Annotated in this window: 21 protein-coding genes; 15 read left to right on the plus strand and 6 right to left on the minus strand. The window is 70.3% G+C overall.

What is annotated here, in order from left to right:
- Positions 1-127: 127 nt before the first annotated feature.
- The 4 genes from ACIBI9_RS09855 to ACIBI9_RS09870 all read right to left on the minus strand — a co-directional run bounded on the left by ACIBI9_RS09855 (position 128) and on the right by ACIBI9_RS09870 (position 4315).
- Entirely contained in the window at positions 128-1222 is a 1095-nt protein-coding gene (locus ACIBI9_RS09855; RefSeq protein WP_397221551.1) for a LacI family DNA-binding transcriptional regulator, read from the minus strand.
- Between the two features lie 104 nt (positions 1223-1326).
- Positions 1327-2415 (minus strand): LacI family DNA-binding transcriptional regulator, encoded by a 1089-nt coding sequence (locus tag ACIBI9_RS09860; RefSeq protein ID WP_397221552.1) that lies wholly within the window; start codon positions 2413-2415, stop codon positions 1327-1329.
- Positions 2416-2445: 30 nt separating this feature from the next.
- Positions 2446-3306, minus strand: coding sequence for a PfkB family carbohydrate kinase (locus ACIBI9_RS09865; protein ID WP_397221553.1), 861 nt, complete (start codon positions 3304-3306; stop codon positions 2446-2448).
- Between the two features lie 7 nt (positions 3307-3313).
- Positions 3314-4315, minus strand: a complete 1002-nt coding sequence (locus tag ACIBI9_RS09870; protein WP_397221554.1) for an SIS domain-containing protein — start codon at positions 4313-4315, stop codon at positions 3314-3316.
- Positions 4316-4525: 210 nt separating this feature from the next.
- Here ACIBI9_RS09870 and ACIBI9_RS09875 point away from each other — a divergent pair, with 210 nt between their 5' ends.
- Genes ACIBI9_RS09875 through ACIBI9_RS09885 form a run of 3 tightly spaced genes read left to right on the plus strand, consistent with a single transcriptional unit; the run spans position 4526 to position 7556 of the window.
- Positions 4526-5839: an ABC transporter substrate-binding protein gene (locus ACIBI9_RS09875; protein WP_397221555.1), complete on the plus strand. Its 1314-nt coding sequence runs from the start codon at positions 4526-4528 to the stop codon at positions 5837-5839.
- 11 nt (positions 5840-5850) lie between these two features.
- Positions 5851-6726, plus strand: coding sequence for a carbohydrate ABC transporter permease (locus ACIBI9_RS09880; RefSeq protein ID WP_397221556.1), 876 nt, complete (start codon positions 5851-5853; stop codon positions 6724-6726).
- Positions 6727-6731: 5 nt separating this feature from the next.
- Entirely contained in the window at positions 6732-7556 is an 825-nt protein-coding gene (locus ACIBI9_RS09885) for a carbohydrate ABC transporter permease (RefSeq protein WP_397221557.1), read from the plus strand.
- 11 nt (positions 7557-7567) lie between these two features.
- On the opposite strand, the gene ACIBI9_RS09890 is transcribed toward ACIBI9_RS09885, so the two are convergent.
- Positions 7568-8590, minus strand: coding sequence for a PHP domain-containing protein (locus tag ACIBI9_RS09890; protein ID WP_397221558.1), 1023 nt, complete (start codon positions 8588-8590; stop codon positions 7568-7570).
- A 91-nt stretch (positions 8591-8681) separates the two neighbouring features.
- On the opposite strand from ACIBI9_RS09890, the gene ACIBI9_RS09895 reads away from it, so the two are divergent.
- The 9 genes from ACIBI9_RS09895 to ACIBI9_RS09935 all read left to right on the plus strand — a co-directional run bounded on the left by ACIBI9_RS09895 (position 8682) and on the right by ACIBI9_RS09935 (position 16902).
- Entirely contained in the window at positions 8682-9080 is a 399-nt protein-coding gene (locus tag ACIBI9_RS09895) for a hypothetical protein (protein ID WP_397221559.1), read from the plus strand.
- Between the two features lie 3 nt (positions 9081-9083).
- Positions 9084-10226, plus strand: a complete 1143-nt coding sequence (locus ACIBI9_RS09900; protein ID WP_397221560.1) for a glutathionylspermidine synthase family protein — start codon at positions 9084-9086, stop codon at positions 10224-10226.
- 31 nt (positions 10227-10257) lie between these two features.
- The gene (locus ACIBI9_RS09905; protein WP_397221561.1) at positions 10258-10689 is read left to right on the plus strand and encodes a DUF350 domain-containing protein; all 432 of its coding nucleotides are present in this window, start codon (positions 10258-10260) and stop codon (positions 10687-10689) included.
- A 125-nt stretch (positions 10690-10814) separates the two neighbouring features.
- Positions 10815-11939 carry a PucR family transcriptional regulator gene (locus ACIBI9_RS09910; RefSeq protein WP_397221840.1) on the plus strand — a complete coding sequence of 375 codons (1125 nt, stop codon included), beginning with the start codon at positions 10815-10817 and terminating at the stop codon, positions 11937-11939.
- 103 nt (positions 11940-12042) lie between these two features.
- Positions 12043-12939 (plus strand): ACP S-malonyltransferase, encoded by an 897-nt coding sequence (locus ACIBI9_RS09915; protein WP_397221562.1) that lies wholly within the window; start codon positions 12043-12045, stop codon positions 12937-12939.
- Complete coding sequence (locus ACIBI9_RS09920) at positions 12936-13892, plus strand: beta-ketoacyl-ACP synthase III (protein ID WP_397221563.1); 957 nt, start codon at positions 12936-12938, stop codon at positions 13890-13892. Before ACIBI9_RS09915 ends, ACIBI9_RS09920 begins: the two co-directional genes overlap by 4 nt.
- Before the next feature lie 76 nt (positions 13893-13968).
- Positions 13969-14208 (plus strand): acyl carrier protein, encoded by a 240-nt coding sequence (locus ACIBI9_RS09925; protein ID WP_350723184.1) that lies wholly within the window; start codon positions 13969-13971, stop codon positions 14206-14208.
- Positions 14209-14244: 36 nt separating this feature from the next.
- Positions 14245-15477 (plus strand): beta-ketoacyl-ACP synthase II, encoded by a 1233-nt coding sequence (gene fabF / locus ACIBI9_RS09930; RefSeq protein ID WP_185077985.1) that lies wholly within the window; start codon positions 14245-14247, stop codon positions 15475-15477.
- Positions 15478-16902, plus strand: coding sequence for an acyl-CoA carboxylase subunit beta (locus ACIBI9_RS09935; protein ID WP_397221564.1), 1425 nt, complete (start codon positions 15478-15480; stop codon positions 16900-16902).
- A 125-nt stretch (positions 16903-17027) separates the two neighbouring features.
- Here the strand turns inward: ACIBI9_RS09935 and ACIBI9_RS09940 are convergent, their stop codons facing one another.
- Entirely contained in the window at positions 17028-17522 is a 495-nt protein-coding gene (locus ACIBI9_RS09940; protein ID WP_346111797.1) for a DUF3145 domain-containing protein, read from the minus strand.
- A gap of 175 nt (positions 17523-17697) precedes the next feature.
- On the opposite strand from ACIBI9_RS09940, the gene ACIBI9_RS09945 reads away from it, so the two are divergent.
- From ACIBI9_RS09945 to ACIBI9_RS09955, 3 genes are all read left to right on the plus strand, one after another.
- Positions 17698-18711, plus strand: coding sequence for a S8 family peptidase (locus ACIBI9_RS09945; RefSeq protein WP_397221565.1), 1014 nt, complete (start codon positions 17698-17700; stop codon positions 18709-18711).
- A gap of 73 nt (positions 18712-18784) precedes the next feature.
- Entirely contained in the window at positions 18785-19312 is a 528-nt protein-coding gene (locus tag ACIBI9_RS09950) for an RNA polymerase sigma factor (RefSeq protein ID WP_397221566.1), read from the plus strand.
- Positions 19309-19755 carry a hypothetical protein gene (locus tag ACIBI9_RS09955; RefSeq protein WP_394490666.1) on the plus strand — a complete coding sequence of 149 codons (447 nt, stop codon included), beginning with the start codon at positions 19309-19311 and terminating at the stop codon, positions 19753-19755. Before ACIBI9_RS09950 ends, ACIBI9_RS09955 begins: the two co-directional genes overlap by 4 nt.
- The last annotated feature ends 91 nt before the right edge of the window (positions 19756-19846 follow it).

Consider the following 19846-nt stretch of genomic DNA (forward strand, 5'->3'; position numbering starts at 1 on the left):
CCGTCCAGGGAGGGAAGTGAAGATTGGTGCAATCATTTTGTTTCGAATGAAGCCTGTCAACGCCCCAAAGCTCGCGATCAGTCACAATCGCGTTACATGCACAAGAAGCGAAAGAAAGCGAAAGTGCTTACGCGGACGTAGCCCCGCAGGACGCCCGGATCCGCAGGCTCGGCCGCAGCAGCAGGCCGCGCAGCGGCCCGTCCGGATCGTCCAGCCGATCGACGAGCATCCGCACGGCCGCGGCCCCCACCTCCTCCTTGGGCGGCGACACGGCGGTCAGGGGGACGTCGGCGAGGGAGGCGACCTCGTCGTCGTAGGTCACGATCGCCAGATCCTCCGGTATCGAGACGCCACGACCGCGAAGCTGCCTGACCAGGGAAAGGGCGTCCATGTCGTTGTGCACGAGCGCGGCGCGCACGCCCTCCTGCCTGAAGGTGTCCAGGAAGTCGTCGACGTGCTCGTCCATCCCCGCCGGCGCGCCCACGGCGGCCCGCGGGAACATGCGCACGGGCCCCTCCCGCAGGCCGAGAGAGCGCTGGGCGAGCTCGTGTCCCTCGCGGATCCACGGGGTGGTCCTGCTCTCGCAGGCGAGCAGCGCCACCCGCTCGTGTCCCAGCCGGGCGAGATGACACGTGGCCAGATAGGCGCCGTACGCGTGATCGGTCGCCACCTGCTCCACCGCCGGCATCGACCAGCCCGCCTTCCGCTCGACCAGCACCACGGGCAGGTCGAGCTCGTTCACCCACTGCTCCGTGGCGAGCGAGAGCGTGGGGTTGTCGCTCGGCGTCAGCAGCAGGCCGTCCACGCCGGACGACAGCAGCTGCGCCACCTGGCGGCGGTCCTCCTTAAGGTCGTAGCGGGAGACCGCGAGGCTGATCCGCACGCCGAGCTCGCGCGCGGCCGCCTGCGCGCCCCTGATCACCGCCGGGAAGTAGTACGCGGTCTGCGGCACGAGCATGCCGAGCACGTACGGCTCGCGCCGCGCACGCTCCCTGTCCTGCTCGCCGGCGGCCCGCTCCTCCCCCTCCCGCGCCGGTGCGTCCGGAACCGGCACGGCCCCGCCGTGCACCCGGACCAGCAGCCCGCGCCCGGCCAGCTCCCGCACGTCGTGCCGGATGGTGACGGCCGAGACGCCGAGCCTGGCGGCCAGATCGGCGACCTTGACCGAGCCCTTGCGGCTCAGCTCCTGCAAGATCGCCCCGTGTCGCTCCTCGGCCAGCACGTGGGTGCTCCTTCCGGCTCCGCGGATTTTCCCGCGTCATCGTACCGCCGACATTCGCTTTCGAAATCGATCGATTGCGTTTTAGCGTGCGACGATCATCCCGGTCATCTGCCCCGAGGCGGGGCGACCGAGGCGCGTCGGATGAGCTCGGAGCGGAGGGTGTGCATGGTGCGGGCCGGCTCGGCGCCGCCCAGGATGTCGAGAAGGACCTCGGCCGCCTTGGCGCCGAGCTGGTGCACCGGCTGGGCGATCATCGTCAGGGGCGGGTCCATGACCGCCGCCCACGCGCTGTCGTCGAACCCGATCAGCGCCACGTCGTCCGGGTAGGACAGCCCCGCCTTGCGCAGGGCGCGCAGGGAGCCGGTCATGCCGTCCGTCTCCGTGCAGAACACGGCGGTGACCCGGTCGGGGAGGGCGAGCATGCGGCCGACCTCCCCCACCACCCGCGCCTCCGTCTTGGGCCCGACCATCACCAGCTCAGGATCGAACGGGATGTGCGCGTCGTCGAGCGCGTCGAGGTAGCCGCGCAACCGCTCGCCGTCGGTCCACAGGTTGCGCGAGGCCGCCGCCAGCAGCTCGCGCCTGGTCGCCGGCGGCTGCGCCACCGGCGGCCCCCACACGAACCCGATGCGGCGGTGACCCGCCGCGATCAGCACCTCGACCGCCTCGCGGGCCGCGTCGCGGTTGTCGATGACGACCGCGTCGAGATCGAGGGCGGCCACCGCGCGGTCGACGAGCACGACGGGGATGCCCCGGTCCATGGCCGCCCTGATGTGGGCGACCTGGTCGCGGTCGAGGGCGGCCGAGGCGACGACGACGCCGTCGACCCGCTTGTCGATGAGCACGTTGGTGGCCGCGATCTCCTCCTGCAGGTTCTCGTACGTGCTCAGCACGATCACGTCGAACCCCCGCGCCCGCGCGCTGTCGGAGATGCCCCGCAGCAACCCGGCGAAGAAGGGGTTGCCGATGTCGGCCACGATCACGCCCAGGGTGTGGCTCACGCCCGTCGACATGCTGCGCGCGAGCGCGTTGGCGCGGTAGCCGAGCTTCTCGGCCGCCGCGAGCACCCGCGCGCGCAGCTCCGGGCTGACGTATCCGTAGCCGCCGAGCGTACGGGCCGCCGTGGCGCGGCCCACGCCGGCCTCGGCCGCGACCTCGGAGATCGTCGGCCCCTGGCCACGGTCAGCTGGCATGGATCCCTTCCCCCGTTCCTGATCGGCCCATCACATCGTAGTCAGCCGGCCGTGGCCGAAGGCGCCCTCGACGAAGCACTGGTCGCGGGCCGATTCCGCCCCCCGGGCCAGCGCCCGCGCGATCCGGCCGATCCCCGGCCGATCCCCGGAGGTCCAGCCGTCACGCAGCAGCGAGGCGACGAACCCGGCGAGGAAGGCGTCGCCGCAGCCCATCGTGTCAACGATGCCGTCGGCGCGCTGCGCGGGAGCGCTCACCAGGGCGTGGCCGTCGTGGGCGATGGCGCCGGCCACGCCGCGGGTGCCGACCGCGAGCCGGGCGCCCCGCCGTACCGCCTCGGCCAGCAGGTCGCCGGTGGCGGCCGCGTCGAGGTCGGAGCAGGACAGCAGCACGAGGTCGGCGTGCGGGCAGACGCGGTCGAGGTAGGCGGGGCTCCGGTACTCCTCCTCGCTGGACAGGTCGAAGCTGACCAGCGAGCGGAGCGCGGCCAGCTTCGGCAGCTCGGGCTCGCTGCGGGAGTAGACGCTCGAATGCACGAGGTCGAAGCCGCCCACGTAGCCGAGCAGGCCGTCGTCGAGCACGAGAGGCTCGCGTACGGTGACGCCGCCGCCGTTCCAGCCGAGGAAGACGCGGTCGCCGTCGTCGACCCGCAGGTGCGAGACGCCGCTCTCGCCCTCCCGCACGACGCAGCCGTCGATCGAGACCCCCTCCGCGGCGATCGACTCCCGCAGGAAGGCGCCGAGCGAGTCGTCGCCGAAGACGCCCAGGTAGGCCGACTCGAGGCCGAGGCGGCGGGCGTAGACGGCGACGTTGACGCTGTTGCCGCCGGGGTAGTCGACGCCGCGGTCGACGAACCGGTCGACGATGTTGTCGCCGAAGCCGAGCACTCGCATGCGGGCCTCAGTAGTCCATGACCCGGTAGTAGCGGCGCAGGTCGAGGGAGTGGTCCCGGACCCGCTCCAGGTGCTTGCTGACGCGGCTCATCACGGTGTCGAGCACGAGCGGTGCGAGCAGGCTGCGGAACTCGGGGCTGATCCCGGTGAGCGGGTAGTCGCGGGTGTCGAAGACGGTGACGTCCTTGGAGACGCGCCGGGCGAACGCCTCGGCGCGGTCGGTGAGCGGCCGCGTCTCGTCCTCCCCCTGGAAGATGATCACGCTGGTGTCCTCTTCGAGCAGCTCGAGCGAGCCGTGGAAGAACTCCGCGCTGTGCACCCTCGTCGTCCGCAGCCACTGCATCTCCTCGAGGATGCACATGGAGTAGAGGTACGTGAACCCCCAGAGGTTCCCGCCGCCGACGAGGAAGTGGTAGCCGCTGTCCTTGTGGGCCTCGGCGAACGCGGCGGCCACCGGCTCGGCCTGCTTGGCGACCTCGACGAGGATCCCGGGGATGCCCTCGAACTCGGCGGCGAACTTCTCGTACCCGTCGAACTCGCCCCGGCGCGACAGCAGCCGGGTCATGAACAGCAGCAGCTGCATGTCGAAGGGCCAGGTCTTGGGCTGCGAGACGAGCGCCGCGTCCACCTTCGTGGCCACGGGCGAGTCGGGGTGGCCGGTGAAGGAGACCGTGAAGGCGCCCTTGGACTTGCAGTACTCGATCGCGCGGATGGTGTCGTCGGTGGTACCCGAGACCGAGGTGAAGATCGCCACGGTGTCCTCGCCCAGGCGGGCGTCACCGGAGACGATGAGCTCGGCGGCGATCGCGGCGCGCACGTCGAGCGTCGAGCTGCGCCGGGCCAGGTGCTCGTACGGCCACATCTGGGCGTAGGTGCCGCCGGCGCCGACGAGGAGCACGTGCTTGAACCCCTCGTCCACGAGCCGGTCGACCAGCTCCTCGATCCGTGGGCGCAGGCCCACCGCGCTCGTCACCTGGGAGAGAAATTCCGGCTCGTTGAACCCGAGCATCTTCGCATCCTTTCCGGGGAAATGTCGCGCGACAACCTGATACCGGTATCACGCGGCAGTCACGTTGACACAGATACCTTGGATTCGTCAAACAACCAGCTACTTCATAGGGGATAGAAAAGATCTTGGCACTTGGGGCTGGTACCGGTATCAGATGCACTGTAAGGTCGGCCAACACCAAAAGGCGTTCCTGAAAGAGAAAGGATGCCCATGCGCCCTCGCGCACTGCCGACGTTCGCGGCACTCCTCGGGACACTCACGCTGGCCGCCTGCTCGGGCGGCGGGTCCGCGCCGGCCCCGGCGGCCGACGCCGCCGCCACGCCGGAGTTCTCCGGCACGCTGAGCATCCTCACCAAGTTCGCCGGCGACCCCACGGGTCCCTACTTCGAGAACCTCGCGGCCGAGTACCAGAAGAAGCACCCGCAGGTGAAGGTCGAGCTGATCCAGGAGACCGACCAGAGCGTCAAGGACAAGCTCAAGACGCTCACGGCCTCCGACGCGCTGCCCGACGTCTACTTCACCTGGACCGGCAACTGGGCGGACAACTACATCCGTGGCGGCCGCGCCGCCGACCTCACCAAGGTGATCGGCCCGGACACGGAGTGGGGCAAGACGTTCAGCCCCGGTTCGCTGGCCGCCTTCGCCCGCGACGGCAAGAACTACGGGATCCCGCTGTACGGCAACGGCAAGTTCATGGGCTACAGCAAGAGCGCCTTCGCCAAGGCCGGGGTCGAGGTGCCGAAGACGTTCGAGGACCTCGTCGCCGCCTGCGGCCCGCTGCGCAAGGCCGGGTACGAGCCCGTCGCCTTCGGCAACAAGGACGGCTGGCCCGCCCTGCACTACCTGCAGCAGCTGTTCGCCTACAACGTGCCGGACGCCGTGCTCCAGGCCGACTTCGTCCCGGCGACGGCCAAGCTGGACAATCCTGGCTACGTCACCGCGCTCAACCAGTTCAAGACGCTGGTCGACCAGTGCACCGACACGAAGAGCGGCACGAACGGCGTGCTCTACTCCTCGGCGCAGGAGGCCTTCGCCAACGGCAAGGCCGCCATGTACTACCAGGAGATCCTGGAGTTCGACAACGCGACGTCGGGCAAGCTCAAGCCCGCGGACTTCGGCATCTTCCAGCTCCCGGTCCCGGGCAACGCCCCCGGCGACCCGACGGTGCTGGAGGGCTCGCCCGAGGGATACCTGGTCAACGCCAAGTCCCCCAGGATCGCGCTGGCCGTCGACTTCATGAAGTTCGCCACGAGCGCGCAAAGCGCCAAGACGCTGTCCGCGCCGCCGTACGGGCAGCCCAGCACGGTCGTCGGCGCGGTCACGCCGGAAACCTCCAGCAAGGCCGTCTATGAGGGCGTCCAGCTGGTCAACAGGGCGCCGAAGCTGGCCATCTGGCTCGACATGGTCACCGTGCCCGAGGTGGCGGACGCGTGGCTGGCCGGCGGCGAGGCGATCGTCAGCGGTGGCAAGACCGCCGAGCAGGTGCTCGAAAGCGTGCGCCAGGCCTCGGCGGAAGCCAAGTAGGGAGACCGCACGTGCGCGCCACGCTCAGGCTCGTATGGGTCCTGCCCGCCCTCGTGCTGGTCGGAGTGTTCGTCTACCTGCCGCTCGTGCAGAACCTGCAGTTCAGCACGCTCAAGTGGGACATCTACAGCGGCAGCCAGGAATACGTCGGGCTCGACAACTACGCCAAGCTCGTCGGCGACCCGGTGTTCTGGTCGTCGCTGGGCAACAACGCGCTGTACGCGGTGGTCTCCGTCGTGTTCCAGGTGTTCGGCGCGCTCCTGCTCGCCGCGCTCATCGAGAGCATCGGCAGCGAGCGCTGGCGGCGCGGCCTGCGCGCGGTCTACTTCATCCCCTCGGCGATCTCGCTGACCGTCGCGGGGCTGCTGTTCTACTTCGTGTACGAGCCGAACCTGGGCCCGCTCAACCACGCGCTCAAGGCCGTGGGCCTGGGCCAGTTCGCCCAGGCGTGGCTGGGCCAGGAGAGCACGGCCATGTCGGCGATCATCGCGATGAGCCAGTGGCAGGGCTTCGGCTACTCCACGCTGCTGTTCGCGGTCGCGATCCAGCGCATCCCCTCGGAGATCTACGGCGCCGCCGCCATCGACGGCGTCGGTCCGATCCGCCGGTTCGTCCACGTGACGGTGCCGCTCGTGCGCGAGATGACCGGGCTCATGGCGATCGTCACCATCTCGGGCGCGTTCCAGGTGTTCAACGAGGTCATGGTTATGACCGCCGGCGGGCCGAACAACTCGACGCAGGTGCTGGGCACCTGGCTGTACCGCAGCGGGTTCGTCCGCAACAACTTCGGCTACGCCGCCGCGATCGCGACCGTCCTGTTCGTGATCACGCTCGGCATCGCGGTGGCGCAGCTGTGGGTCACCCGCAGGAGAAGGGTGGAATGGTGACGCGCATGAGCTTCCTCGGGGTGATCGCCCGCGTCTTCATGTGGGCCTTCCTGCTGGCCCTCGCGGTGGTCGTGGTCTATCCGCTGCTGTGGATGACCCTCAACGGGTTCAAGACCAACGCCGAGCTGTTCGGCGACCCGTTCGCGCTGCCCCTGCACTGGAGCTTCGAGAACTACCAGAAGGCGTGGAACCGCGGCGTCAGCGACTACCTGACCACCAGCGTGCTGGTGACGCTGACCTCGACGGTCGCCACGGTGTTCGTCAGCGCGTGGGCCGCCTACGGCCTCACCCGCGTGAACGTCCCGCTCAACAGGACGCTCACGGCGGCGATACTCGGCGGGCTCATGCTCGCCCCCACCGTGGCGCTCGTGCCGCTGGTGAAGATGTTCCAGGCGATGGGGCTGTACAACACGTTCTGGGCGCTGCTCATCCTCTACACCGCCTTCCGCGTCCCGTTCACGACCTTCCTCATCCGCGCGTACATGATCGACCTGCCCCGCGAGGTGGACGAGGCGGCCGAGATGGACGGCGCGGGCCGGTGGACGGCGTTCTGGCGGATCATCCTGCCGATGTGCAAGCCGATCCTGACCTCGACGGTCCTGCTGCACATCCTGTTCACCTGGAACGAGTACCTGTTCGCGATGATCTTCACCAGCGGCACCGGCGTGCAGACCCTCCCCGTGGGCCTGACCAGCCTGATGAGCAAGCACGGCACCGAATACCCGGTCGTCTTCGCCGGGATGGTGATCGCGGCGCTCCCCGTGGTCCTGCTGTTCTTCCTCGGCCAGCGCTACATCGTCAAGGGCCTCGCCGACGGAGTCGGCAAATAGGCAAGTGACGCTCAGGCGGCCGTCCAGTCGAGCAGCCGCTTCAGCGGCCAGGTGTTGACGACGCGGTCGGCCTCGATGCCAGACCGCGCGGCCCGTTCGCAGCCGTAGTGCTGCCAGTCGAGCTGCCCGGGCGCGTGGGCGTCGGAGTCGATCGCGAACACGCACCCCATCTCGTACGCCAGCCGCATCAACCTCTTGGGCGGATCGAGCCGGTCCGGCCGGGAGTTGATCTCCACCGCGACCCCGAACCGGCGGCAGGCCTCGAAGACCAGCTCAGCGTCGAACGACGACTCCGGGCGGCGCTCGCCGCGCCTGCCGCCGGCCTTCACCACCCGCCCCGTGCAGTGGCCGAGCACGTCCACCAGCGGGTTGGCGATGGCGGTGACCATGCGGCGGGTCATCTCGTCGCCGTCCATGCGCAGCTTGGAGTGCACGCTGGCCACCACCACGTCCAGCCGCTCCAGCAGCTCGGGTGACTGGTCGAGGGAGCCGTCCGTGTTGATGTCCACCTCGATGCCGGTCAGGATCCGGAACGGGGCCAGCCGCTCGTTGAGCTCGGCCACCACGTCGAGCTGACGTTCCAGGCGCTCGGCCGAGAGTCCCTTGGCGACGGTCAGCCGGGGCGAGTGGTCGGTCAGCGCCAGGTAGTCGTGGCCGAGCCCGCGGGCCGCCTCGGCCATCTCCTCGATCGGCGAGCCGCCGTCCGACCAGTCGGAGTGGCTGTGCAGGTCGCCTTTCAACGCGCCGCGCAGCGCCTCCGTCTCCTCGTCGAGCTGCACACCGTCGGTCGCCCGCAACCGCCGCAAATACGTAGGAACCTGCCCATCGAGGCTTTCGTTGACCACAAGGGCGGTGACCTTACCGATGCCGGGCAGGTCGCCGAGACCGCCGGTGCGGGCCAGCCGCACGAGCTCGTCCCTGGACAGGTCGGCGACGACCTGGGCGGCGCGACGGAAGGCACGTACGCGGTACGTGGGCTCTCCGGCGCGCTCCAGCAGGAAGGCGATCTCGCGCAGGGCCTCAACCGGTTCCATGTGAGCGAACATACCTCGGGGCTACGACTACAGGATTGAACGGGGACGAGGGCCGCCGATAGGCTGAGCGGCCCATGAAAGCAGGATCTTGATGGCACAACCTCCGCAAACCCATCCCACGCCACCGCCGCCCGCGCGCAAGGCGTCCAAGGCCATCCCGCTGACCATTCTCGGTGTTCTGTCCGTCATGCTGGTCGGGTACTGCGCGGCCACCCAGGATGACGACGACGTCACCGCCGACTGCGTCATCCAGCTGGAGGACGGCACGTACGAGATCGTCGACGACGACTACTGCGACGACGACAACGGTTCGTACCACTACTACGGCGGTTCCCGCGGGGCGTACATGTGGTACTACGGGGGCACCAGGTCGGGCAACAAGGTGCGCGGCGGCACCACGTACCGGCCCTCTGACGTGAGCATCAGCTCCCGCAACGGGAAAGAGATCCAGCGGGGCGGCTTCGGCAACCACTGGGGCGGCGGGAGCTGACAGGTGCGCCGTGAGCATGGCACTCCCAGGGACGGCTGGGAGAAGACGATCGAGGGCCAGGGCCTGGCCTACCACCGGGCGGCGCACCCGTCGGGGCTGAGCAGACCGTACTGGGACGAGTCCATCCATTACGTCTTCTCCATGGACGAGGTCGAGGCGCTGGAGGAGCAGGTCGAGGAGCTCCACGAGATGTGCCTGCGCGCCGTCGAGCACGTGGTCTCGGCCCGGCGCTTCGCCGACTTCGCGATCCCCGAATGGGCGTGGGACGACGTGGAGCGCTCATGGGAGCGCCGCGACGCCCACCTGTACGCCCGCTTCGACCTGCGCTACGACGGCACCGGCCCGGCGAAGCTGCTGGAGTACAACGCGGACACGCCGACCTCGCTCGTGGAGTCGTCGGTCGTGCAGTGGTTCTGGCTGCAGGACGTCCATCCGGGCGCCGACCAGTGGAACTCCGTGCACGAGCGGCTCATCGACCGCTGGCGCGAGCTGCGGCTGCCGCCCGGGCCCACCCACTTCGCGTTCACGAACATGGACGAGACCGGCGAGGAGGCCATGACCGTGGCCTATCTGCAGGAGACCGCCGAGCAGGCGGGACTGAAGACCGTCGCCGTCGCCATGGAGGACATCGGCTGGGACTCGCTCAACCGCCGCTTCGTGGACGCCGAGAACCGCATGATCCGCTCGGCGTTCAAGCTCTACCCGTGGGAGTGGATGCTGGCCGACGACTTCGGGCGGCACGCCGTACGGCACTCCACCTGGATCGAGCCGCTGTGGAAGACGCTGCTGTCCAACAAGGCGCTGCTCGCGATCCTGTGGGAGCTCGACCCCGGCCACCCCAACCTGCTGCCCGCCTACCTCGACGGCCCGCGCGACCTGACCTCCTACATCGCCAAGCCGCTGCTGGGCAGGGAGGGCGCCTCCATGCGCATCGTCACCCCCGAGGGCACCCAGGAGACGCCGGGCGTCTACGGCCGGGAGGGATACGTCTTCCAGGGCTTCGAGGCGCTGCCCGAGTTCGAGGGGCAGCGGCCGGTGCTCGGCGCCTGGGTGGTCGCCGACGAGGCCGCCGGGCTGGGTATCAGGGAGACGACCGGCCTGATCACCGATGACACCTCCTCGTTCGTCCCCCACCGCATCGCCTGACTCCCCACCGCATCCCCCGATAGGAATCAACGTGACTCTTCTCGAGACCCTCGCCCGCGGCGCGGGCGCCATCGCCGCGTACGCCGCCGTCGGCGTGATCCTGATGATCGTCGGCTTCTACGTGATCGACTGGGCCACCCCCGGCAAGCTGAGCGAGATCATCCGCACCGAGCGCAACCCGAACGCCACCCTGCTCGCCACCTCCGCCCTGGCCGCCGTCGGCCTGATCGTGGCCGCCTCCATCTGGTCCTCCGGCGGCCGGCTGGCCGAGGGGCTGGCGGGCACGGCGGTGTTCGGCCTGGTCGGCATCGTGGTGCAGACCGTGGCGATGCTGCTGTTCGACCGGATCGTCGGCATCTCCGTACGCGACCTCGTGAAGGAGCCCGAGCTGCAGCCCGGCGCGCGGCTGCTCGCGGTCACGCACGTCGCGATCGGCCTCATCACGGCCGTCGCGGTCATCTGACGCGGCAGGGGCCGGTCGCACGTCCCCAGGAGAACGACCGTCGCGGTCATCCGAACGGAGCTGGCACTCTAGGAGGCGTGACAGACCGGACCCGGGAGGACACCACACGCAGGCTCGAGCGGGCCATGGGCTCGCTTGGCACGGCGGCGATGGCTCGCATGGAGGAGCAACTGCCGTGGTTCCGCGCGCTCAGCGCGGAGGACCGGTCGTGGGTGGGGCTCGTGGCCCAGGCCGGCATCGCGGCGTTCGTCGAGTGGTTCTCGATCGCCGGCGAGGATCGCCCCACCCCCAGCATCGAGTTCTTCGGCACGGCTCCGCGCGAGCTCAAGCGGTCCATCTCGCTGCAGCAGACCGTCGACATCGTCAGGATCGTCGTCGAGGTGGTCGAGGCGCAGGCCCACGAGCTGGCCGCGCCCGGCGGCGAGGACCAGCTCCAGCAGGCCATGCTCCGCTACACCCGCGACGTCGCCTTCGCCGCCGCCCACGTCTACGCCCGCGAGGCCGAGGCCCGGGGCTCGTGGGACGCCCGGCTGGAGGCCCTGATCGTGGACGCCCTGGTCCGGGGCGAGGTCGACGACGGCCTGCACTCCTGGGCGGCCGCGCTCGGCTGGACCTCCTCCCCCGTGGTCGTCATCGCCGGCCACGCCCCCGCCGACGACCCCCGCGCGGTCATCGACGGGCTGCGGGAGAAGGGCCGCCGCATCGGCATGGACCTGCTGGCCGGCGTGCAGGCCGACCGGCTGATCGTCATCGTGGGCGGCGCCGAGAGCGTCAACGACGCGGCCAAGCAGGTGGTGCACCGCTTCGGGATGGGCCCCATCGTCATCGGCCCCGAGGTCCCCGACCTGCACGCCGCGGCCAGGTCCGCCAGGGCGGCGCTGGCCGGGCTGAAGGCGTCGTCCGGCTGGCCCGACGCGCCCCGGCCTGTGCACGCCGAAGACCTGCTGGCCGAGCGGGCGCTCGACGGCGACGACGACGCCAGGCAGCAGCTCATCGAGAACGTCTACCAGCCGCTCGCGGGCACTCCCCTGCTCGACACCCTCGCCACGTACCTGGAGCAGGGCACCTCGCTGGAGGCGACGGCGCGGCTGCTGTTCGTCCACCCCAACACCGTCCGCTACCGCCTGAAGAAGATCACGGAGCTGACCGGCTACCAGCCCACGGAGGGCAGGTCCGCCTTCACGCTCCAGGTCGGGCTGATCCTCGGCCGGTTGTCGGAGAGTGCCGAAATGTGGCGTGCCCTAACGTAATGCCGCCGAAATCCCCACTGTAGGCTTCCTACAAAACCCCCCGGACGAAGTTCGTGCGGATCATTATCCGCGTGTCGGAGTTCTACAGGGCAAGGTGGGTTTTGTGCTTGTACTCGTCGCTCCGGGCCAAGGTGCCCAAACGCCAGGCTTCCTTTCTCCCTGGCTCGAGCTCCCCGGTGTGGCCGACAGACTCGGTGCGTGGTCCGAGGTCGTCGGGCTCGATCTGATCGCCTACGGGACCACCGCCGACGCCGACGAGATCCGTGACACCGCCGTCGCCCAGCCGCTTCTCGTGGCCGCCGCGCTGGCCTCCGCCGAGGTGCTCGGCGTGACGCCGGACGTGCTGGCGGGCCACAGCGTGGGCGAGTTCGCCGCGGCCGCGCTGGCCGGGGTGCTCACCCCCGAGCAGGCGCTCACCCTGATCCGCGAGCGCGCCCAGGCCATGGCCAAGGCCGCCGCGATCACCGAGACCGGCATGACCGCCGTGCTCGGCGGCGCCGAGGACGACGTGCTGGCCACCCTCGAGAAGCACGGCCTGACCCCCGCCAACGTCAACGGCGCCGGCCAGATCGTCGCGGGCGGCACGCTGGAGCAGCTGGCCGCGCTCAAGGACGACCCGCCGACCCGCGCCCGGCTCATCCCGCTCAAGGTGGCGGGCGCCTTCCACACCCGCCACATGGCCCCGGCCGTGGAGAGCCTGCGCGAGGCCGCCGCCAACGTGGCGCCCGCCGACCCCACCGTCACGCTCCTGTCCAACTCCGACGGCCAGGCGGTCGCCTCCGGCGCCGAGTTCGTGGACCGGCTGGTCAAGCAGATCAGCAACCCCGTCAGGTGGGGCGCCTGCATGGAGACCATGGCCGGGCTCGGCGTCACGAAGATGATCGAGCTGCTGCCCGGCGGCACGCTCACCGGCCTGGCCAGACGCGGCCTGTCCGGCGTGCAGACGGTGGCGCTGAAGACCCCCGACGACCTCGATGCGGCCAGGGAGCTGATCAAGTGAAGATCCCCGACGTCGCCCCTGGCGGCAGGATCCTGGCCCTCGGCCACTACCAGCCGGCCAACGTCGTCACCAACGACGACCTGGCCAGGACCATGGACACCAACGACGAGTGGATCCAGTCCAGGGTCGGCATCAAGGAGCGCCGCGTGGCGCCCGACAGCGAGTCCCTCGAAGACATGGCCACCATCGCCGGCGGCAAGGCGCTGGCCGCGAGCGGCCTGTCGCCCGAAGAGGTCGACCTGGTCATCGTGGCCACCTGCACGCTCGAGACCCAGATCCCCAACGCCTCCGCCGTCGTGGCCCACCGCCTCGGCATCAAGTCGCCGGGCGCGTTCGACGTGAACGCCGCCTGCGCCGGGTTCTGCTACGCCCTCGGCACCGCGAGCGCCGCCGTGCGCGCGGGCTCGGCCCGCCACGTGCTGGTCATCGGCGCGGAGAAGCTGTCGCAGTGGGTCGACTGGACCGACAGGTCCACCGCCGTGATCTTCGCCGACGGCGCGGGCGCCGCGGTGGTGGGTCCCTCCGAGACCCCCGGCATCGGCCCCGTGGTCTGGGGCAGCGCCGGCGACAAGTCCGAGGCGATCGCCATCAAGGACCGCGACGACTTCCTCCGCCAGGAGGGCCAGACGGTGTTCCGCTGGGCGACCACCGCGCTCCACCCGGTGGCGCTGGAGGCCTGCGAGCGCGCGGGCGTGGACCCGTCGGAGCTGACGGCGTTCGTGCCCCACCAGGCCAACCTGCGCATCATCGAGGCCATCGCCCGCAAGCTGGGCGCCGACAAGGCCGTGATCGCCCGCGACATCGTCAACGCCGGCAACACCTCGGCCGCCTCGATCCCGCTGGCGCTCTCGCGCATGCTGGAGCGCGGCGAGGTCCGCTCCGGCGGTCTCGCGCTGCTGCTCGGCTTCGGCGCGGGGCTGACCTACGCCGGGCAAGTGATCGAGATCCCTTAGCCTCCCCCCGCATTTCATCCAGAGCTTGTACGGCGCAGCCGTACAGAACCCAGAAAATCAAAGGAGAACCAGCGACATGGCTGCCACCGAGCAGGACATTCTTGACGGCCTCGGCAAGATCATCAACGAGATCACCGGCATCCCGGCCTCGGACGTGACCCCCGAGAAGAGCTTCGTGGACGACCTCGACATCGACTCCCTGTCGATGGTCGAGATCGCCGTGGCCGCCCAGGACGAGTTCGGCGTCGAGATCCCCGACGACCAGCTCAAGAACCTGAAGACGGTCAAGGACGTCCTCAACTTCATCCAGGGCTGACAGAAAATCCAAACTGACTAGCAAGGAGCGCGAAACGTGAGTGCGAACCGGGTACGTGTCGTCGTCACCGGGCTTGGCGCGACGACGCCCGTCGGTGGAGACGTCACCTCGACCTGGACGGCGCTCCTCGCCGGTCAGTCGGGTGTCGAGGCCCTCACCACGGACTGGATCGACACCGTCCCCGTGAAGTTCGCGGGGACGGCCGCGGTGGACCCCACCGAGGTGCTGCCGCGGCCGGAGGCCCGCCGTCTCGACCGCAGCGAGCAGTTCGCGATGGTCGCCGCCCGGGAGGCCTGGCAGGACGCCGGCGCCCCCGAGGTCGCGCCGGAGCGGCTGGGCGTCGTGGTCTCCAGCGGCATCGGCGGCATCAACACCACGCTGAGCGCCTACGACACCTACCGCGAGCGCGGCTGGAACCGGCTGTCGCCGTTCACCGTGCCGATGCTCATGCCCAACGGCCCGGCCGCCTGGATCGGTCTCGACCTGGGTGCCCAGGCCGGGGTGCACGCCACCGTGTCGGCGTGCGCGTCCGGCGCGGAGGCGATCGGCCACGCGATGGACATGATCAGGGTGGGCCGCGCCGACGTGGTCGTGGCCGGCGGCACCGAGGCCGCCATCCACGGGCTCAACATGGCGGCCTTCGCCGCCGCGCGGGCCATGTCCACCCGCAACGACGACCCGCAGGGCGCGTCCCGGCCGTGGGACCGCGACCGCGACGGGTTCGTGCTCGGTGAGGGCGCCGGCATCGTGGTGCTGGAGTCCGAGGAGCACGCCAAGGCGCGCGGCGCGCGCATCTACGCCTACTGCGCCGGGGTCGGCTACTCCGCCGACGCCCACCACATCACGCAGCCCGAGCCCGAGGGCCGGGGCATCATCATGGCGATGACCCAGGCGCTCAACGACGCCGGTCTGACCGGCCTCGACATCAAGCACGTCAACGCACACGCCACCTCCACCCCTGCCGGCGACGTCGGCGAGGTGCAGGCCGTGGCCAAGGCCATCGGCACCCACCCGCTCGTGACCTCGACCAAGTCGATGACCGGTCACCTGCTCGGCGGGGCCGGCGGCATCGAGTCCGTCTTCACCATCAAGGCGCTGCAGGAGCGGATCGTCCCCGCGACCATCAACCTCGACAACCTCGACGACGGCATCGAGGTCGACCTGGTCTACGGGAAGAACCGCCAGCTACCCGAAGGAGACGTCGCCGCGGTCAACAACTCGTTCGGATTCGGGGGCCACAACGTGGCCGTCGTGTTTAAGGGGGCATAAATGACCGTGCTGGACAACGGGGTGGCTGCCGACGGCACCGATCAGGAGCCTGCCGATCCCCGCGATCCAGTCGTCCGCCTGACCGCGCTGCTCGACGAGGGCTCGCTGCGGCCGATCACCTCCGAAGACAAGAGCGGCGTACTGGCCGCCATGGGCCGCGTCGAGGGTGTTCCCGTCGTCGCCTTCTGCAGTGACGCCCGCTTCCAGGGCGGCGCGATGGGCAGCGAGGGCTGCGAGCACATCGTGCACGCCTACGACGTGGCCGTCCGTGAACGGGTGCCGATCATCGGGATCTGGCACTCCGGCGGTGCGCGACTCGCCGAAGGCGTCGAGTCGCTGCACGCCGTCGGGCGGGTCTTCGCCGCCATGACCAAGGCGTCCGGCGTGGTGCCGCAGATCTCCGTGGTCGTCGGCCCCGCCGCCGGCGGCGCCGCGTACGGTCCCGCGCTGACCGACCTCGTCATCCTGGCCGAGTCCGGCCGCATCTTCGTCACGGGCCCCGACGTGGTCCGCAGCGTCACCGGCGAAAACGTCGACGCCGCGGCGCTGGGCGGCCCGGAGCCGCACAGCAAGCGCAGTGGCGTCGTGCACGTCGTCACCAAGACCGAGACCGACGCGTACGTCAAGGCGCGCCAGCTCGCCACGCTCCTGGGCCACCAGGGCCGGGTGCGCACGGGAGAAATCGAGGAAGTGGACTTCTCCACGCTGCTGCCCGACTCGGCCAGGCGCGCCTACGACGTCAAGCCGCTGGTCAACGGCCTGCTCGACGAGCCTGGCATCGAGCTGCACCCCAAGTGGGCGCCGAACATCGTCACATCGCTCGGCCGCCTCGGTGGCCGGACGGTCGGTGTGATCGCCAACAACCCGATGCGGCTCGGCGGCTGCCTCGACGCCACGTCCGCCGAGAAAGCCGCCCGGTTCGTACGTATGTGTGACGCTTTCGGAGTGCCGTTGGTTGTCCTCGTGGACGTTCCCGGCTACCTGCCCGGGGTCGGGCAGGAGCACGACGGGGTCGTGCGGCGGGGGGCCAAGCTGCTGCACGCCTTCGCCGAGGCCTCGGTGCCGCGGGTCACGCTGGTGACGCGGAAGGCGTACGGGGGCGCGTACATCGCGATGAACTCCCGCGCGCTGGGGGCCACCAAGGTGTTCGGCTGGCCGACCACCGAGGTGGCGGTCATGGGGCCGGTGGCGGCCGTACGCATCCTCAAGCGGCGCGAGCTGGCCGCCGCGCCGGAGGAGGAGCGGGCCGAGCTGGAGCAGCGGCTGGCCGCCGAGCACGAGAAGCTGGCCGGCGGGCTCGACCGGGCGAAGGAGCTGGGGGTCATCGACGAGGTGATCAAGCCCGAGGAGACGCGCGGCGCCATCGCCAAGCTCCTCGCCCGGGCCACGCCCGCCCGCGGCGCCCACGGCAACATCCCGCTGTAGTTCTTCTGACGATCGGCCCCGCACCGAGCATCGGTGCGGGCCTCTTTCATGCTTCCCAAGAGGCCCCGCACCGGCGTAGGTGCGGGGCCTCTTGGGCGCAGCGCTCGCCCGTGGCGTGGGCAGGGTCAGACGGCGGCGTGGAGCCAGCGGACGGGCGCACCATCGCCCGCGTACCGGAACGGCTCGAGTTCCTCGTCCCACGGCCGACCGAGCATCTTGTCCAGCTCGTCCTCCAGCACGCACCGGCCCTGCGCGGCCATCATCATCGCCGCCCGGAGCCGATCTTCGGGGATCATGATGTCGCCCGCCACGCCGATGACCGCGGTGAAGGCGCCGAGCGTCGGCGTGTAGGCGTGGCGGGACCCGTCCACTCCCGGCGACGCGTCCTCGGTGATCTCGAACCTGAGGCGCTGCCAGCCCATGAGCGAGGACGCGATGGCCGCCGCGATACCGGCGCGGCCCTCCCACTCCGCCTGGGCCCGCACGACGTTGGGCGCGGCGGGTTGCGGAGTCCACGTCAGATCAACGGGCACGCCAAGGACACCCGCGACTGCCCATTCGATATGAGGGCACAGCGCGGGCTGAGCCGAGTGGACGTAAAGGACGCCACGAGCAGACACCGGACCTCCCGTTTCGGTACGAGGTGCGCCTTCCCCAACGGCCTCGCCCCGGGATGATCACAAGTGACTAGGGAGAGACTACCGTCGGTCGCTATCCGGCACCAGAGGGGGGCCATACCAAGTTGGTGCGGGAGTGGCATGTGACAGTTGGACCAGCGGGGAAACATACCGCCTCATGGAAATTCAATCTGTCGGCGCGTCGCTCATCCGGCCTGGTCAGGTGCTGGCCGACCGCTCGGCGCTGTCGGCCGTCTCACGCTGGACCCAGGCAGTCTCGGAGGCGGACGGCGTCTGCGTGATCCACCTGTCGCCCGGCACCGACCCCTGCGAGATCACCGCCGAACTCCGCGAGCGGGGCCTGCGCGCATCGCCGAACCACGTGTTCCGCGGCCAGCCCCTGTTCTTCGGTGGTCCCGCGTCCAGACCCTTCCCCACCCCGCCCATCGCCCACAAGCCGGGCCGGTCCCGTTCGGGCGTGGTCGTGGGGCTGCTCGACACCGGCATCGCCAAGCACCCGTGGTGGTCCGGCAGCGACTGGTACGGCGAGACCGCCCCCGAGAGCGCCGACGCGACGGAGGGCTCGCAGGCGGGTCACGGCACGTTCATCGCGGGCCTGCTGACCCGGCGGGCCCCGGGCGCGGAGCTGAGCGTGCACCGGGTGCTCGACGGCGACGGCATCGGCGACGAGGCGACCGTCGTACGCGCCCTCCACCGCCTGCGCGAGCACCCTCCGCAGGTGCTCAACCTCTCCTTCGGCGGCCACACCTACGACGACCGGCCGCCGCCGCTGCTGAGCGACGCCATCGCCGCGCTGCCCGGCACGGTGACCGTGGCCTGCGCCGGCAACACGGGGTCCGACCGGCCGTTCTGGCCCGCGGCGCTGCCCTCTGTGGTGGGCGTGGCCGCCCTGGACGCCGCGGAGGAGAAGCGCGCCCCCTACTCCGGCTACGGCATCTGGGTGGACGCCTGCGCCCGCGGCGACTGGCTGACCAGCAGTTTCCTGGACGGCGGCGACTTCGCGGGATACGCGGCGTGGAGCGGCACGTCGTTCGCCACCGCCCTGGTGGCGGGGGCCGTCGCGGACGGGGCCAAGAGCGAGCCCGCCAAGGAGGTCGCCAGGCGGCTCTTCGAGTCCGAGCAGGCCCGGCAAATTCCGGATCTGGGAGTTCTGATCCCGGCGAGTCTGTAGAGTTTACGCTCAGTCCTCAGCCAATCACGGGGAGGCATGATCGCCTGCTCGTGCCGGACGGAAGGAGGCCGCAATGCGCGATTCAGCGGAGCTGCTCGCAGCGGCGGCCGAGGGAGACCGGACGGCCTGGGACGAGCTGGAGTCCAGGTTCGGGCCGCGCATGTGGGCGGTGGCCCGCGCATGCGGCCTGAGCCCCTCAGACGCGGCGGACGCGGTCCAGGGCTCCTGGTTGCGCCTGCTGCAGCACCTGCCGAACATCAGGGATCCGGCCGGTGTGGGGGCCTGGCTAGTGACGACCGTGCGCCGTGAAGCCCTCCTGCTGCTGCGCAAGAATCGTCCCGGGGTCTCCTCCTTCGAGGTCGTCGAAGACCCTGACCCGGAGTCCGCCGTCCTGGAGGCCGACGGCCGCCGCCTGCTCTGGAAGACGGTCTCCGACCTGCACGAGCCCTGCCGCTCACTCCTCCAGCTGGTCGCCGTCGACTTCGGCAACCAGCAGATGGCGTCACAGCTCGGACTGCCCGTGGGCAGCATCGGTCCGACCAAGGCCCGGTGCCTGGAAAAACTGCGCACTCTGATCTCAATACAGGAGACAGCGCAATGATCAACGACGAATACTTCCTGGCGGCCCTCCGGCTGGCCTCCGGGAACGACCCGATCCCTGGCAACGTGTCCGCCGCCGCGCGTGACGCCTACCGGCTCCGGGTCCCCGGGGCGGTGACGGCCGCCCCCGCCGACCTCGGCGCGACCGGCGGCGTACGCGATGACGAAAACTCCCATCTGGTGCGCTTCGTCGTCGCGGGCCTCACCTTCGACCTGGAGGTGACGATCGGCGACGGGCTCATCGACGTGGCGGGACACGTCTTCCCGTACCCGGGGGAGGGCGCGCTCATCGACGTACGCACTCCCCATCTGACGCTCACCCGGCGGATCGCCGGCTCCGGCGACTTCGCCGCCACCGGCCTGCCGCCCGGCTGGCTGAGCGTGGTCTGCCACCGCCCCGGGCACAAGCCCGTTCAGACGCGATGGGTGCGCATCCGGCCCTGACACGCCCGCTGTTGACCAGCCCTGTCGACCAGCCGAGAGAGCCGCGTCGCCTCTCTCGGCCGTTTCCGTTCCCAAGCACCGAGTTTCCCTC

Source organism: Nonomuraea sp. NPDC050451 (genome assembly GCF_044458585.1).